This is a genomic window from Candidatus Pelagibacter sp., from assembly GCF_052049855.1.
Classification (GTDB): domain Bacteria; phylum Pseudomonadota; class Alphaproteobacteria; order Pelagibacterales; family Pelagibacteraceae; genus Pelagibacter.
Genome location: NZ_JBNGZE010000002.1, coordinates 46,400 through 61,533, shown reverse-complemented (window position 1 = coordinate 61,533; position 15,134 = coordinate 46,400). Strand labels below are relative to the sequence as shown.

The following is a 15,134-nucleotide window of genomic DNA, read 5'->3' as shown; positions in this document are numbered from 1 at the left end:
AGAACAAAACAATCAAAAAAATAATAATTGCTGGAATAATATATTTAATCATTATTTATGCTTTAATATTATAACCTTTTTTAAGAAGACTTGTTACTATCACTATACAAATAATCAAAAAACTTAACATTAAACCAACACTTATCCATATATTAAAATCTGATACTCCATAAAATGAAAATCTTAGTCCATTAATCAAATATACTACTGGATTAAAATATGTAACTATTTGCCAAAACTCAGGAAGCATATCTAAAGAATATAAGCTTCCACCTAAAAAAACCATGGGAGTTATAACAAGAGTAGGTATAATTGACATCTGTTCAAAATTAGAACTCATCAATCCAATTAAAAAACCGAACAATGCAAAAGTAAATGAAACTAATACTAAAAGAAAAATCATTAATATTGGGAATTTTACTTCAACTTCAACAAAAAAAGTTGAAGTAACAAATATCATACAACCTACAATTAAAGTTTTAGTTGCTCCTGCGCCAACAAATGCAAGAACTATTTCTAATGTTGATATTGGTGCTGCTAAAATTTCATAAATTGTTCCATTAAATTTAGGAAAAAAAATACCAAAAGATGTATTGCTTATTGATTGAGTTAATAATGTAAGCATCAACAAACCAGGTACAATATATGATCCATAACTAATGCCATCAATATTTTCAACATAGCCTCCGATTACTGAACCAAAAACAATAAAATATAAAGAAGTAGATAATACTGGTGATAATAAAGATTGCATCAATGTTCGTCTAAATCTATCCATCTCATGAAGATAAATTGCTTTAAAAGCATAATAATTAAACATTTTTATTTTCCTTTACTAAACTTACAAAAATTTTTTCTAAAGTGCTTTGTTCGGTTTTTAAATCTTTTAATTTAAATCCTGCATCTTTTAAATCTTGAAGTAAATTTGTAATACCAGTTTGTTTTGCTTGAACATTGTAAGTATAATCAATGGATATTTTATCTTTTCCAATTTCAAGATTATATTTTTCTAAACTGCTTGGTATCTCTTTGACCTCTTCTTGTAAGTCTACTGTAAGTTTTTTATGACCCATTTTCTTCAATAATTCTTTTGTTTCATCAACAACTATGATTTCTCCTTGATTGATTACTCCCACTCTATCCGCAATAGCCTCTGCTTCTTCTATGTAGTGTGTGGTTAAGATTATTGTAACACCAGTTTTTCTTAAACTTTCAACAACTTTCCACATATCTTGTCTTAGCTCAACATCTACCCCTGCAGTTGGTTCATCTAAGAACAAAATAGTTGGTTCATGAGATAATGCTTTTGCAATCAAAACTCTTCTTTTCATGCCTCCAGACAACTGTCTAAGTCTTAAATCTTTTTTATCCCATAAACTCAAATCTTTTAAAACTTTTTCAATATGTTTTGAGTCAGGTTTCTTTCCATACAAACCTCTGGAGTAGGAAACGTTATTAAATACGGTTTCAAATTGTTCCAGAGTAAGCTCTTGTGGAACTAAACCAATTTTTGATCTTGTTTCTCTATAATCATCAATAATATCAAATTCGTCTACGGTAACTTTTCCTGAAGATGGTCTTACTATTCCACAGATAATACTTATAAGAGTAGTCTTTCCTGCGCCATTTGGTCCAAGCATCGCAAAAATTTCACCCTTTTTAATATTAAGATTTATGTTTTTTAATGCTTCAAATCCATTGTCATAGACTTTTGATAAGTTATTTATGGTTATTTGATCACTAGACATTTGATAATCATATATAGAGACAATTTAATGTATTACAATAAATTAAAATTTCCGCTAAATGAAATCATCTATGAAAAAATTTCTAATATTTATTTGTTTTGTATTGGCATTAACTTCCAAAGCAACTAGCAAAGAAACGACTTATGATAAAAAATTATTTGATAAAGCTCTATCGGAAGGAAAAGTTGTTGTGGTAAGTTCTTGGATTAAATATTGCTCATCATGCGCAGGTCAAATGGAAGTGTTAAAAAAAGCAAAAAAAGATTTTGAAAATATAGAATACTTTGCTTTTGATGTAACAAATAAAGAAATTGCTCAATTTTTTAAGGTTCAATATCAAACAACACTTTTAATTTTCAAAGATAATAAAGAAGTTTACAGAAGTATCGGTGAGACTACCAAAGAACTTATTTATGATGCTTTAAAATCCTCTATCTAAATTTAATTTTTAAAATTATTGCAGGCAAAAATGTTGCAATTAAAAAAGATAAAAATAATAAAGATTGAGTTAAAAGAGGTGAAAACAAGTTTTTAGACAAAAATACTCCCACTAATAAACTTTTAGAAAAGTCTGGAAATGGAAACATTAAAAATCCAGCAACTAGACCAACTATAATTGAAACATAAGCAGTTTTTTCATCCACTTTATTATAGAAACTGTAAAAAACAGTCACTACAAAGGCACAACAAAATAAATCTGCAAGAAGGAATAAATATAAAATATCAAATCCTCTTGAAGCAACTCCAAAAGCAATGACAGACAAAATTAAAATAAAATATTTAGATATTTTTAAGTAATCAATTTTTTTATATAAGTTAAAAGTTGCTTTGCCATCAACTACAAACAAACTGGAAATAGCATTAACCAAAGTATCAACAGTAGAAATTGTTAATGCAAGACCAAGGATTACAATCAAAAAGGATAAAATTTCTGTTTGTTCTTTTAATAATAAACTAAAAAATCCTAAATCAGGTCTACCAGATGAATCAATTGAAAATGAAACCATTCCAATAAAACCCATTAAAAAAACTATTGGAACAATAATAAAGAAAGAAATTATCAAACCACTTTTTAGTGTTTGATAATCTTTCGCTGCATATACTCTTTGCCAATTTCCCTGATGAAATAAATTAGTTGCTGCAACTGCTATAAAGAAAGTTAACCCAGAAGTATATCCTGGAATATAATTTAAACTTATTAGTTGAGAGTTTTTCTCATTAATAAATGAAAAAGAAAAATTATCTCCTGAAGATGAGCTAATAATTGAAATTAAAATAAATAATAAAACACCAATTACAATCATTTGAATATTATCAGTAAATATTGACGCTCTTAATCCCCCATAAAGAGTGTAACTTAAGGTAGCTACCAAGACTATTAATGCTGTAATCCACAATTCTGTTCCAGATATATAGTTAATTAATACAGCAACTGCCGTTACTTCTGCACAAAGAAAAATAAACATATAAAAGATTGTCATTAACAAAATTAACTTAAATAGACTTTTGCCAAATTTCTTTCTCATAAACTCGACCAAAGAAGATCCTTTTGGAAACTCATTTCTAATTTTTTTTCCAAAATAAATTAAGAAAATCATTGGAAAAGCTGTACCTAATGCATAACCAATAACAGCACCTACTCCGCCCCAAGTTGCAGCCGCGACGGGACCAAATAAAATCCAAGCTCCTAAAGCTGATGCTACAAGACTTGTGGTAAGTGAAAATAAACCAATGTTTCTATTTGCATTTAAATAATTGTTAATTCCCTTAAATTTTTTAGAATGAAAAATTCCCAAGAAAGCAAATATTAAACTAATTGAGATAACTAATATTAATGACGTTGATTGAGTTAAAAAATATGTTTTTTCCATTTTTTCCCTTTCTGAATTACCGGACAGGTTCTTTGGGTATGATCTCAGTCTGTTAAGACACCCCTTTTAAGTATTTTTAGTCTATTTTTTTTATTATGGAAAGTATTTTTAAAATATTGTTATTTCTGGTTTTTATGGTTCATTATTTCGATCATACATTGTGTAGCATACTCTCTCCACTCAGTTGATGTTTTGTTCTTCAAGCTCTCAAGATGATTTCTGTTACTTTGTATATCATCTTTATGCTTAATATAATCAGCACCATTTAAATTTGACTCCATACTAGATAAGTTTGATTCCATTGCTTTTATCCATTCTTTTCCAAGCTCAACACATTTTTGATCATCTTTTTCATCACAAATTTGTTTGAAAAAATTAAAGATAACATCATCAGTATTAACTGAAGTATTCATTCTTTATTGTTTACAGGTACCTATAGACTCTGGACCACAAGTTTGACCATTAGTCCATGTGGCTCCGGTTAAATTTGCTCCATCGAAATTAGCGTTGGTAATATTTGAAGATGTAAAGTTGGCTTCCATCAAATTAGAGTTTTGAAAATTAGCTTCAATTAATGTTGCACCCATAAAATCTACTCTAGTTAAATTGGCTCCAGAAAAATTAGTTTTTTCAAAATTTGCACCAATCGAAACAGACTCATAAAGGTTAGCTCTTACAAATGTAGATTCTGGAAACGTACCAAATGATAGATTTGTTGTCATCATAATACTTTTATCAAAATTTACTTGAATAAAACTTGCAAATGAAAGATTTGAGTTTGGAAGATAACTTCCTTGTAAATCTTGAGAGTCTGAAAATCTACAATTAGAATAATCTACACCTTCTGTTAAAGGATCATCACATGCAGCATTTGAATTTGTGAAAAATAACAAACTAAATAAAGCAAGTAAGATAATTTTTTTCATTTAAAAAGTTAACAAATAAAATATGTCAAAACAATGAATGATTTTAATTTTAATAAAAATTTTATATTCTTATTTTTTTACCAGTTTTTGCACTTTTGGTTATTGCTGCAAAAATTTTGAGAGAAATTAAACCATCATTACCATTCACTTTTGGTTTAGTTTTTTTGGTCACTACATCAGCAAAATGGTCAATTTGATTTACTAATGTATTGTCATCCTTTTTGTTTTTATCTTCATTAACAAAAATCTTGTTCCACCAGCTTCGTTCTTTTTTATAGAACCAATATTTAAGATTAGGAAACTGTAAAGAACCTTTTGTACCTCCAATCATATATGCAGATTGGTTTGTAATTGGGTATACAGGGTTTTCTCCAGCGGTTAATTCATAACTCCACGGTGCAACAATTGTATCTGACAAATTTAGTGTACATAGTGCTCCTGAATTAAATATCAAGCTTATTGTAGCTGTATCTTCTACTTGAAATTTTCTCGTTTTATTCGTTGTAAATGCTTGGACATATTTAATTGAACCCAATAAATAGCAAATCATATCAATGTCATGAACTAAATTGATACCTAAAGGCCCCCCACCTTTACTAACTCTCCATTTTTCTTTGTAATATTCTTTATGTTTATACAACCAACACAAAACGTTTGCTGAAACAATTTTCCCTAATTTACCTTTGTTAATTAGTTCTTTTACTTTAGAGACTATTGAATTGTGTCTACGATGATATCCAATCAGTAATGGGGTTTTATTCTTATAAGCGCTACTTATAATTTTTTTTGCAGAATGAATGTTGTCTGAAATAGGTTTCTCTAATAAGACAGGTATTTTTTTTTTTAAAAAACTTACAGTATGTTTTTCATGCAATTGATTGGGGGTAGCAACTATTACAGCATCGAGTTTTTTTAGGTTTAAAAGCTCTGATACATTTGAATACAATGGAATTTTATATTTTTTTGATAAGTTTTTAGAATTATTACTAATATCTACTATTGAATGAAGATTTGCTTTCTTAGATTTTTGAATAGCTTTTATGTGTTGTAAACCCATTAAACCAGTTCCAACGATTGAAATATTAATTTTTTTACTCATAAATTAATTTATTTTGATTTTTGTAAAGCATGTATATCTTTTATTAGGCTTTATTAAAGTGCTAGGAAAATTTTTTTTATTAGGTGCATCAGGAAAATATTGTGTTTCTAAACAAATGCCTTGATAAGGAAATAATTTTTTTTTGTAGTTCAGATTTTGTGCTGAATAAAGTTGAACACCGGGTAAATTTGAAAAAAAATCAACTTGGATATTGGTATTATTATTTTTTAAATTTCCAACTAAATTTCTAATGTTTTTCTTTACAACAAAAGTTGTGTCAAAACCTTTAAATTTTGTATTAAGCCTTTTATTTTTAAAGTAATCCAATTTTTTACCGATGTTTTCAAAATTAGAAAAATCATAAATAGATTTTTTTACATTTTTGAATTTACCAGTTGGGATTAAATTTTTATTTATTTGAAGATATTTAGATGAGTTTAATTTTAATTGATGATTATAAATCATATTTTTTTTATTTTTTTCTAAATTCCAATAACTATGATTTGTTAAATTAACATGGGTACTTTTATTAGATTTGTATTCATATTTTATTATCAGAAATTTATTTCTTAATTGATAAATACAATTAACAACTAGATTTCCTGGAAAGCCTTGATCGTTATCTATTGAATGGATTTGATATACTATTTTATCTTTTGTTTGATTTATTTTTTTCCATGGAAGAATTGAGAAACCGACTTTACCACCATGAATTATATTTTTTCCCTCATTTGCATTTAAAAAAAATTTTTTATTATTTATCTTAAATTTCGAATATGAAATTCTACCTGCATATCTTCCACAGGTGGATCCAACACTTGGGTGTTTGTATCGATAGTTTTCTTTAGATCCTAAATTTAGGATTAAATTTATTTTCTTTTTCTTGTGATAAACTTCAAAAAGACTGGCACCATAATTAAGAGTTTGAACTCTTAAAAATTTATTTTGAATTGTAGAGCTTTCAACTTTCACTTAGATCAAGTTATACCACCATCAACAATAAAGCTTTGTTTTGTACATCCGGAAGATTGATCTGATGCTAAAAACATTACTAGCTGAGCTACGTCGTTTGGTTTTAACTGTCTTTTTAAAGCTTGACTGTCCAAGATAAGCTTTTTGTATTTTGGTGTTAACCAGTGCTTAATTTGTCTTTCAGTTGCAATTGAACCAGGGACAACTGAATTTGTTCTAATATTGTATTTTCCATATTCTTGAGCAAATGATCTTGTTAAACCTACAACAGCAGATTTAGCAGTTTCATAAACTACTTTATCCCCCTCTCCTAACATCCATGAGACTGAACTCAAATTTACAATAGATCCTGCTTTAATTTTTTTCATTCCTTTTATAACTGCCTTAGCAGCAAAGAAATAGTGTTTTAAATTTACATCCATTCTATTTTGCCAATATTTTTCATCAACCTGATCTGTGGTATGCCTATCATCGTTAGCTGCATTGTTGATTAAAGCATGTATTGGTCCTTTGGTAGAAATAATTTTTTTTATTATTTTTTCTAATTTATCAATATCTAATAAATTACACTCTATAAAAGTTGGTAATCTAAATTTATTTTTTTTTATTTTGTTTAATAATTTCTTTGTTGCTTTTAAATTAATATCAACAAAATGAACCTCGCTTCCTTGCTCACAAAAATGTTCAACAATTGATGCTCCAATTCCTGAACCTCCTCCTGTTATAAATATTCTTTTATTTTTTAAATCTGAATATTTTACTTTCATACTAAATTCTCTCCTCTGTTTGAGCGTCAAATAAAGATGTTTGAGTTAAATCAAAGTATAATTTTGTATCTTTACCAAAATCTATTTTAATTGTAGATGGAAATTTAGCTAACACTTCTTGATTTGCATAATCAAAAGTCATTATTTGCTCATGACCTATGTATTCACTTAGATCTGCTCTTAAATTAACTTCAAAATCGCTTTCATTAAATTTTTTAAAGAAAATATGTTCGGGTCTAATACCAAATAAAACCTCTTTATTATTTAAATTTGATTTATCTTTAAAATCATAATCTTTTATTGGAATTTCTAAATTTGAATCACTGACTGTAAAAAATAAGTCACCTGAATTTTCTTTTAGTTTTCCCTTAATAAGATTCATTGATGGTGATCCAATAAAATCTGCAACAAAAGTATTGCTTGGTTTATTATAAATTTTTTCAGGAGTATCATTTTGTTGAATTACTCCGTGATTCATAATCGCAATATTAGTACCTAAACTCATTGCCTCTGTTTGATCATGTGTCACATAAACAACTGTTGTTTTTAGCTGTTGATGAAGTTTTTTTATTTCTCTCCTCATTTCAACCCGTAGCTTTGCATCCAAATTAGATAAAGGTTCGTCAAACAAAAATATTCTTGGTTCCCTTACGAGAGCTCTTCCAATAGCAACACGTTGTCGTTGTCCTCCAGATAATTGAGAAGGTTTTCTCTCTAACAATTGATCCACCTGTAGAAATTTTGAGACTTTTTCTAACTGTTCTTCTATTTTTTCTTTTGATGTTTTTGCCTGTTTAAGGCCAAAAATCATATTCTCTTTAACATTCATTGATGGATATAGAGCGTAAGATTGAAAAACCATAGCAATATTACGGTCTTTTGGCTCTACTTTGCTAACATTATAATCATCAATAAAAACATCGCCCTCATTAATCGTTTCTAATCCTGCAATAATATTTAATAAAGTTGATTTTCCACAACCAGATGGTCCTAAAAGAACTAGGAAATTTCCTTCATCTATTTCTAAATTAATTTTTTTTAAAACCTCAGTCGATCCAAAGTTTTTCGATAGTTCTTCAATTTTTAACGTTTTCATTTTTATCCTTTCACTGCTCCTGAAGTTAATCCTCTAATAAAATATTTACCTGCTAATACATAAACTATAAGTGTTGGAATGCCGGCTATAATAGCTGAAGCCATATCTACATTATATTCTTTCACACTTGTACTTGATAAAACCATATTATTTAATGCTACTTGTATAGGTGCTGCTTCTCCAAATGAGAAGGTTGATCCAAATAAAAAATCATTCCATATTTGTGTGAACTGCCAAATTACAGTTACAACAATAATTGGTGCTGATATTGGAAGTAAAATTTTGAAAAATATTTTAAAAAATCCTGCTCCATCTATTCTTGCAGCTTTAACTAATTCTGTAGGTACCGAAATATAATAATTTCTAAAAAATAGTGTGGTAAAAGGTATTCCATAAACCGTGTGAACTAAAACTAATCCAACTACTGAATTTGAAATTCCTAATACTCCAAGTGTTCTTGCCATTGGTAGTAATATTGCTTGAAAAGGTATGAAACATCCAAATAATAGAAAAAGAAAAACCCACTGATCTCCTTTGAATCTCCATTTAGTTAAAACATATCCTGTCATCGCTCCAATGAATGTTGAAAAAAATACCGCTGGAATAACCATCTTGATTGAATTCCAAAAATATGGTCTTAAAAAAGTGTCACCGGCTCCATAACCTCGACCGCCCCACGCAACAGCCCAAGACTCTAAATTTAATCCACTTGGCCAACTTAAAAGTGTTCCTTGACGTATTTCTTCCATTGTCTTTAAAGAGGTGACTACCATCACGTAAAGTGGAAAAATAAAATAAGAAGCAAAAACTATTAATATGAAATATAAAAACCATCTCAAAAACAGATTTGTATATTTTGATTTTTGCTCTAGCTGCTGGTAAGAGGCTGATTTTAAATTATCTTGCATTTTCTCTCCTTAACTCTGAGTATAAATATGGAATAATCACAGCTGCTACAGCCATAAACATCATCATTGCACTCGCAGCGGATAAACCAACCTGACTTTTGTGAAATGCAGTTTGGGTCATGTATAAGGCTGGCATAGTCGTAGAAATACCTGGTCCACCTTGAGTCAATGCTACGATCAGATCATAGCTTTTAATAGAAATATGAACTAAAATTACAAAACTTGTAAAAAATACTGGTCTCATCATCGGTAATAATATTTTCCAATAAACTGTAAATAGACTTGCACCATCTATCTTTGCTGCCTTTACAATTTCGTCTTCAACTGATCGTAATCCTGCTAAAAATAGCGCCATTACAAACCCTGCGGATTGCCAAACACCTGCAATTACAATGGTATAAATTGCCATTTCCCTATCTACCAGCCAATCAAAAGTAAAGTTTTCAAAACCCCAGTCTCTGAACATTTTTTGTATTCCTAAAGTTGGATTTAATATCCACTTCCACGCAGTTCCTGTTACAATAAATGACAGAGCCATTGGGTATAAATAAATTGTTCTTAATAAACCTTCCGCTCTAATTTTTTGATCCAAAAATATTGCAAGAATAATCCCAATCACTACGCAGAAAATTAAAAACAAAGCTGTAAATATAAGTAGGTTATCTACTGCAATAAGCCATTTTCTTGATGCCCAAAGTTTCTCATACTGTCCAAAACCCCATAGTTCATACTTTGGTAAAATTTTAGAATTCGTAAAAGATATATATAAAGTCCATAGTACAAATCCATAAACAAACCAGCCAATTAAACCCACTGCTGGAGCCATAACAATTTTAGGTAAATTTTTTTCTAACCACTTGAACATTATAAATATTTTCTATTTTGATTTAAAAAAAAGGCCACTTAATCAAAAGTGGCCTTTTTAATTTTTATGAACTACATATTTGCTAAAACTGAGTCAGCCAATGCATTAGCAGCATCTACTGAAGACATATCAGAATTAAAGTGTTCTGTGATTATATCTTGAAGTGCAGCTTTCATAGTATTTCCTTGGGCCATACCATGAGCAAAACTTGGAACTAATCCACCACTAGCTCCTGCTGTTTTAATATCAGAGTTAGAAGTTTTTGCACATTTATCAAACTCATCCATTGGAACATCTAGTCTAGCTGGGATTGAACCTTTGTATAGGTTAAAGACTTTTTGGAAATTTTTACCCATCATTAGTTTTGCTAATAGTTTTTGACCTTCTTGTTTTTCTGGATCGCTAGTTTTGTAGAATATGAAACTATCTACATTGTATAAGTATCCATTATTTGAAGGAGTAGGAGCACAATAGTAATCAACACCTGGAACTTTTCCAGCAGCTGTAAATTCACCTTTTGCCCAATCACCCATAATTTGGAAACCAGCTTTTCCTTCAATCACCATACCAGTAGCAACGTTCCAGTCTCTTCCTGGACTACCTTCATCAGTATAGCTCTGAAGTTTTCTCATTTGATCAAAAACTTTAACTGTAGTCTCACTTCTTAAACAACTTTCTTTAAGATCAACGTAACAGTTTTTGTAATAGTTATTTCCACCAATACCCATAGCAACTGCTTCAAATACTGTAGCATCTTGCCAAGCTTGACCGCCATGAGCGAATGGAATTATTCCTGCAGCTTTTAATTTTTCTGCAGCAGCATTTACTTCGTCCCAAGTTGTTGGAACTGAAATACCATTAGCATCAAATACAGCTTTGTTAGCCCACATCCAGTCGATTCTATGAATGTTAACTGGTGCAGCACAATATGGTCCACTGTTATTTTCACATTTGTGTACAGCAGCAATCATTGGATCTAAAAGTTTATCCCAACCTTCAGATTGCGCAATTGCATCAATGTTATATGGAGCAACAACACCTTCTTGGTCATACTCTTGAATTGTTGGACCTTTAATTTGAGATGCTGACGGAGGATCTCCAGCAACTATTCTCGCTTTTAAGGCAACGTTAGCAGCGTCTCCGCCACCACCTGTTACAGGCATGTCCATCCATTCACCGCCGTTTGCAGCGAAATCATCTTTTAAAACTTTAAGAGCAGCAGCTTCACCACCAGACGTCCACCAGTGCAATACCTCTATCTTAGGTCCTGCAATTGATGAAGTAGATGTGAAGGCTAATGTAATTAAAGCAATTATTAGTTTTTTCATATCTTCTCTTCCTCTTTTATTTAGTTAACTATTTTTTAAATAGGGAACTATAAGTAGAATAATTCTCAATTGATAATTAAAAAAACGCTATACAACTAAAGATTGATATTGGTTTTTAACTATATTTTACAATGTTTTTTTTAATTAAAAAAAATAATTAAAAAGATAAATTCAATTAAAAGTTGAAGCCTTAATATGTCGCGCTTCTTCCTAATCTTGCAGCACCACGAACACCACTAGCATCACCATATTTTGGTTTTAAAAAGACTCCTTCATATTCCCGTCCTATTACAAATTTTCTTACCAATGAATCTACTTCATGTAAAAAATCAATTTCATTTGAAACACCACCTCCAAAAACAAAAGCATCTGGATCTAAAATATTTATGATGCTTGAAAGTGACATTGCTAAATTAACCTTGAAATCATCAATAAATCTTTCTGCATCCAAATCATGTTTTCTATTTAATTCAAAAATTTCATTAGCTTTTAAACTTTTTCCATAAATCTTATTAAATCTTTTAGCTAGACCTAAACCTGATAAAAAACTTTCAATCTCTGCTTCACGTGTGTTGCTGGAGTCAAATTTTTCTTTCTTAGCAGCAAAATATGGTATTTGATTATGGCCCCATTCACCTGCAACGCCGTTAGGGCCGCTGACAATTTTTTTATCTATTACTAATCCACCCCCAACGCCAGATCCTAAAATAATACCATAGACAATTTTATAATGTTTTCCTGATCCATCTATAGCCTCAGATAAAGCAAAACAATTAGCATCGTTCTCACAAAAAACTTCCTTTCCAAGTGCTTTACGTAAATCATTTTGAAAAGGTCTTTTTTCTAACCATGTTATATTTGGAGCATTTTTAACTAATCCTGTTTGGGGTGAATGTACTCCTGGATGACAAACTCCAATTGGGAGCTCTTTTTTAAATTCTTTTTCTAATTTTTTATGTATATCTCTTATGGCAGTTACAATTTGAGTATAATCTTTTGGACATGATATTCTTGATCTATGTTTTTCTTCTCCATCATTTTCAAGAACTACACTTTCAATTTTAGTAGCTCCAACATCAATACCTACTTGCATATTAGTAAGTAGCCCTTCCACCACTCAAATCAAAAACAGCTGCTGTGGAGAAAGAATTCTCCTCACTAGCTAACCAAGTTACTAAGGAGGCTAATTCTTCAACCTTAGCAAATTTATTTCTAGGAATTTTTGATAACATGTAATTAATATGTTCTTCTGTCATTTGGTCAAATATTCTTGTTTTTGCTACTGCTGGAGTTACACAATTTACAGCTATATTTTTTTGTGCCAGTTCTTTACCTAGAGATTTTGTTAAACCTATAACTCCTGCCTTAGATGTACTGTATGCACTTGCATTAGGATTGCCTTCTTTTCCAGCAATTGATGCAATATTAACTATTCTTCCATAATCATTTTTTAACATAAATGGAACAACTGCTTTACAACAATAGAAAACAGAATTTAAATTTAAATTCATTACTTTTTTCCACTCATCTAAAGGATATTCGGCCACTGTAGTGTTCATTCCTGCAATACCTGCGTTGTTAACAAAAATATCTATTTTTCCATGTTTTTTTTCTATTTCCTCTAAATTTTTATTTACTAATTCAAAATTAGTGACGTCTACTACCTCATGACTAAGATATTCTGATTTTACTTTATCAAGAGCTTCTTTAGCAGCACTTTTGTCAATATCCCAAATCACAACTTTAGCACCTGCTTCGATAAATCTTTCTGTTATTGCTAGCCCAAACCCTTGGGCTCCACCAGTTACAACTGCAACTCTATTGTTTAGATCAAATTTAATCATATTTTTTAAAAACTTATTTTAAATCAAACCAGCGTCTACTGTAAAATTTTGCTTTGTACAACCCCATGATACTTCTGAAGCTAAGAATAGCACCATTTTAGAAACATCCTTAGGTAAAAGTTGTTTTTTTAAAGCCTGATTTTTTAATATTTCTTTTTTAAATTTTGGATTAAGCCATAATTTTGATTGTCTTTCAGTAGCAATAGAACCGGGAGCAATTGAATTAATTCTTATATTATATTTCCCTAAATCCCTTGCTAAAGATCTTGTTAAACCGTGGATACCAGCCTTTGCTGTGCTATAAGCTGGAAACATCACTGCACCTCTTAACCAACTAACTGAACCTAAATTAATTATTGATCCTCCATTGTTTTTTATCATGCTTTTTTTAACTGCCTGAATTGCAAATAAATAATGCTTTAAATTAATCGCCATTCTATCGTCCCAATATTTTTCTGTAATTTTCTCTAAACTATGTCTTTGGTCGTTAGAAGCATTATTTACTAAAATATCAATAGGACCTTTTTTTTTTATAATTTCAAAAATTGATAATTTATATTTTTTAATATTTTTAATATTACATTCTACAAATGAAGGGGTTTTAAATTTTTTCTTTTTAATTTTGTTTATAGTTTTTTTGGCTTCATTTTTATTTATATCAAAAAAATAAACTTCAACTCCTTGCTCACAAAGATGCTCAACAATTGATGCGCCTATTCCTGAGGCTCCACCTGATACTAACGCTCTTTTATTTTTAAGATCAAAATATTCGGTTTTCATTTTGAAATTATATTAATAATTCTTTAAATCTTCCATTGATGGCATTGAGGCAGCTGCACCTTGTTTTGTGGTTGAAATTGCTGCAACCTTATTCGCAAAAGTTAACACTTCTTTAATATCTAAATCTTTTGATAACCCAACAGCCAAAGCACCGTTAAAAGCATCTCCTGCACCAGTAGTATCTAGTACTGGTTCTTTAAACTTAAATGCATCCATGAAAAAGTTTTCTTTATTATTTGCAAAATAACATCCCTTTTCCCCTAAAGTTATAACCACGTTTTTAGTGCCTTTTTTTAAAAATTCTTCTGAGGCAATTTTTATGTCTTTTTCAGTTTCAATTTTTTTATTTAAATAAAATTCAGCCTCAGTTTCATTAGGTGTAAAAAAATCAATTAATTTAAAATCATCATCATTAATTTGGCATGCAGGTGCTGGATTTAATATTGTGGTCAATTTATTTTCTTTAGCTTTAGTTAATGCATATTTCGTAACATCATATGGTGTTTCCAGTTGTGTTAAAAATATATCTGTATTTGCAATAAAATTTAAATTTTTTTCAATATCATCATTAGTTAGTGTTCCAGCAGCACCAGGTATAATATTTATTGCGTTATCTCCTGTTTTTTCATTGACCATTATTCCTGCAACTCCAGTTGAGTTATTTTTATCTTTAATAATAGAAGCAATATCCATGCCCAATGATTTATATAAATTTAAAGCCATCTCACCATTTTTATCATTACCTATTTTTGTTATAAAACTTACTTTCCCTTTTAATTTAGCGGCAGCTATTGCTTGATTTGACCCTTTTCCACCTGGCCCAACAATATGCTTTGAACCAAGAATTGTTTGACCTTTTTCAGGGATTGCATTAGCTATAAAGCAAAGATCTGCTACAAATACACCAAATACTGATATGGTTTTCATTTT

The 15,134-nt window shown here is 29.8% G+C and carries 17 protein-coding genes; 1 reads left to right on the top strand and 16 read right to left on the bottom strand.

Annotation, left to right across the window (positions count from 1 at the left end; all coding sequences use genetic code 11):
- Positions 1-55: 55 nt before the first annotated feature.
- Together ACTT9X_RS02330 and ACTT9X_RS02325 are read right to left on the bottom strand one after the other, a co-directional pair.
- On the bottom strand, positions 56-820 hold the full coding sequence (locus tag ACTT9X_RS02330; protein WP_440934089.1) for an ABC transporter permease: 765 nt from the start codon (positions 818-820) through the stop codon (positions 56-58).
- Positions 813-1,748, bottom strand: a complete 936-nt coding sequence (locus ACTT9X_RS02325) for an ABC transporter ATP-binding protein (RefSeq protein ID WP_440934088.1) — start codon at positions 1,746-1,748, stop codon at positions 813-815. The genes ACTT9X_RS02330 and ACTT9X_RS02325 overlap by 8 nt, the downstream gene beginning before the upstream one ends.
- A 58-nt stretch (positions 1,749-1,806) precedes the next feature.
- Here ACTT9X_RS02325 and ACTT9X_RS02320 point away from each other — a divergent pair, with 58 nt between their 5' ends.
- The gene (locus ACTT9X_RS02320; protein ID WP_440934087.1) at positions 1,807-2,187 is read left to right on the top strand and encodes a thioredoxin family protein; all 381 of its coding nucleotides are present in this window, start codon (positions 1,807-1,809) and stop codon (positions 2,185-2,187) included.
- Here ACTT9X_RS02320 and ACTT9X_RS02315 read toward each other — a convergent pair.
- The 14 genes from ACTT9X_RS02315 to rbsK all read right to left on the bottom strand — a co-directional run bounded on the left by ACTT9X_RS02315 (position 2,180) and on the right by rbsK (position 15,131).
- Positions 2,180-3,619, bottom strand: a complete 1,440-nt coding sequence (locus tag ACTT9X_RS02315; RefSeq protein WP_440934086.1) for a sodium:solute symporter family transporter — start codon at positions 3,617-3,619, stop codon at positions 2,180-2,182. The two genes, ACTT9X_RS02320 and ACTT9X_RS02315, sit on opposite strands and share 8 nt — an antisense overlap.
- A gap of 119 nt (positions 3,620-3,738) precedes the next feature.
- Positions 3,739-4,032 carry a hypothetical protein gene (locus ACTT9X_RS02310; protein WP_440934085.1) on the bottom strand — a complete coding sequence of 98 codons (294 nt, stop codon included), beginning with the start codon at positions 4,030-4,032 and terminating at the stop codon, positions 3,739-3,741.
- 3 nt (positions 4,033-4,035) lie between these two features.
- A complete protein-coding gene (locus tag ACTT9X_RS02305) occupies positions 4,036-4,545 on the bottom strand; it encodes a pentapeptide repeat-containing protein (RefSeq protein WP_440934084.1) in 510 nt (169 codons plus the stop codon).
- A 61-nt stretch (positions 4,546-4,606) separates the two neighbouring features.
- On the bottom strand, positions 4,607-5,644 hold the full coding sequence (locus ACTT9X_RS02300; protein ID WP_440934083.1) for a Gfo/Idh/MocA family protein: 1,038 nt from the start codon (positions 5,642-5,644) through the stop codon (positions 4,607-4,609).
- A gap of 3 nt (positions 5,645-5,647) precedes the next feature.
- Entirely contained in the window at positions 5,648-6,616 is a 969-nt protein-coding gene (locus ACTT9X_RS02295; protein WP_440934082.1) for an aldose epimerase family protein, read from the bottom strand.
- A 5-nt stretch (positions 6,617-6,621) separates the two neighbouring features.
- Positions 6,622-7,383 carry an SDR family NAD(P)-dependent oxidoreductase gene (locus ACTT9X_RS02290; RefSeq protein WP_440934081.1) on the bottom strand — a complete coding sequence of 254 codons (762 nt, stop codon included), beginning with the start codon at positions 7,381-7,383 and terminating at the stop codon, positions 6,622-6,624.
- Position 7,384: 1 nt separating this feature from the next.
- Positions 7,385-8,479 carry an ABC transporter ATP-binding protein gene (locus ACTT9X_RS02285; RefSeq protein WP_440934080.1) on the bottom strand — a complete coding sequence of 365 codons (1,095 nt, stop codon included), beginning with the start codon at positions 8,477-8,479 and terminating at the stop codon, positions 7,385-7,387.
- Between the two features lie 2 nt (positions 8,480-8,481).
- On the bottom strand, positions 8,482-9,387 hold the full coding sequence (locus ACTT9X_RS02280; protein WP_440934079.1) for a carbohydrate ABC transporter permease: 906 nt from the start codon (positions 9,385-9,387) through the stop codon (positions 8,482-8,484).
- Entirely contained in the window at positions 9,377-10,252 is an 876-nt protein-coding gene (locus tag ACTT9X_RS02275; RefSeq protein ID WP_440908057.1) for a carbohydrate ABC transporter permease, read from the bottom strand. The genes ACTT9X_RS02280 and ACTT9X_RS02275 overlap by 11 nt, the downstream gene beginning before the upstream one ends.
- Before the next feature lie 71 nt (positions 10,253-10,323).
- The gene (locus tag ACTT9X_RS02270) at positions 10,324-11,580 is read right to left on the bottom strand and encodes an ABC transporter substrate-binding protein (protein ID WP_440934078.1); all 1,257 of its coding nucleotides are present in this window, start codon (positions 11,578-11,580) and stop codon (positions 10,324-10,326) included.
- A gap of 190 nt (positions 11,581-11,770) precedes the next feature.
- Complete coding sequence (locus ACTT9X_RS02265) at positions 11,771-12,673, bottom strand: ROK family protein (RefSeq protein WP_440934077.1); 903 nt, start codon at positions 12,671-12,673, stop codon at positions 11,771-11,773.
- 1 nt (position 12,674) lies between these two features.
- Complete coding sequence (locus ACTT9X_RS02260; RefSeq protein ID WP_440934076.1) at positions 12,675-13,424, bottom strand: SDR family NAD(P)-dependent oxidoreductase; 750 nt, start codon at positions 13,422-13,424, stop codon at positions 12,675-12,677.
- 18 nt (positions 13,425-13,442) lie between these two features.
- Positions 13,443-14,204: an SDR family NAD(P)-dependent oxidoreductase gene (locus tag ACTT9X_RS02255; RefSeq protein WP_440934075.1), complete on the bottom strand. Its 762-nt coding sequence runs from the start codon at positions 14,202-14,204 to the stop codon at positions 13,443-13,445.
- A 12-nt stretch (positions 14,205-14,216) separates the two neighbouring features.
- On the bottom strand, positions 14,217-15,131 hold the full coding sequence (gene rbsK / locus ACTT9X_RS02250) for a ribokinase (RefSeq protein WP_440934074.1): 915 nt from the start codon (positions 15,129-15,131) through the stop codon (positions 14,217-14,219).
- Positions 15,132-15,134 lie beyond the last annotated feature (3 nt).

Coding starts and splice junctions, on each gene's coding strand:
- ACTT9X_RS02330 (WP_440934089.1), bottom strand. CDS start 820: ATGTTTAATTATTATGCTTTTAAAGCAATTTATCTTCATGAGATGGAT.
- ACTT9X_RS02325 (WP_440934088.1), bottom strand. CDS start 1,748: ATGTCTAGTGATCAAATAACCATAAATAACTTATCAAAAGTCTATGAC.
- ACTT9X_RS02320 (WP_440934087.1), top strand. CDS start 1,807: ATGAAATCATCTATGAAAAAATTTCTAATATTTATTTGTTTTGTATTG.
- ACTT9X_RS02315 (WP_440934086.1), bottom strand. CDS start 3,619: ATGGAAAAAACATATTTTTTAACTCAATCAACGTCATTAATATTAGTT.
- ACTT9X_RS02310 (WP_440934085.1), bottom strand. CDS start 4,032: ATGAATACTTCAGTTAATACTGATGATGTTATCTTTAATTTTTTCAAA.
- ACTT9X_RS02305 (WP_440934084.1), bottom strand. CDS start 4,545: ATGAAAAAAATTATCTTACTTGCTTTATTTAGTTTGTTATTTTTCACA.
- ACTT9X_RS02300 (WP_440934083.1), bottom strand. CDS start 5,644: ATGAGTAAAAAAATTAATATTTCAATCGTTGGAACTGGTTTAATGGGT.
- ACTT9X_RS02290 (WP_440934081.1), bottom strand. CDS start 7,383: ATGAAAGTAAAATATTCAGATTTAAAAAATAAAAGAATATTTATAACA.
- ACTT9X_RS02285 (WP_440934080.1), bottom strand. CDS start 8,479: ATGAAAACGTTAAAAATTGAAGAACTATCGAAAAACTTTGGATCGACT.
- ACTT9X_RS02280 (WP_440934079.1), bottom strand. CDS start 9,387: ATGCAAGATAATTTAAAATCAGCCTCTTACCAGCAGCTAGAGCAAAAA.
- ACTT9X_RS02275 (WP_440908057.1), bottom strand. CDS start 10,252: ATGTTCAAGTGGTTAGAAAAAAATTTACCTAAAATTGTTATGGCTCCA.
- ACTT9X_RS02270 (WP_440934078.1), bottom strand. CDS start 11,580: ATGAAAAAACTAATAATTGCTTTAATTACATTAGCCTTCACATCTACT.
- ACTT9X_RS02265 (WP_440934077.1), bottom strand. CDS start 12,673: ATGCAAGTAGGTATTGATGTTGGAGCTACTAAAATTGAAAGTGTAGTT.
- ACTT9X_RS02260 (WP_440934076.1), bottom strand. CDS start 13,424: ATGATTAAATTTGATCTAAACAATAGAGTTGCAGTTGTAACTGGTGGA.
- ACTT9X_RS02255 (WP_440934075.1), bottom strand. CDS start 14,204: ATGAAAACCGAATATTTTGATCTTAAAAATAAAAGAGCGTTAGTATCA.
- rbsK (WP_440934074.1), bottom strand. CDS start 15,131: ATGAAAACCATATCAGTATTTGGTGTATTTGTAGCAGATCTTTGCTTT.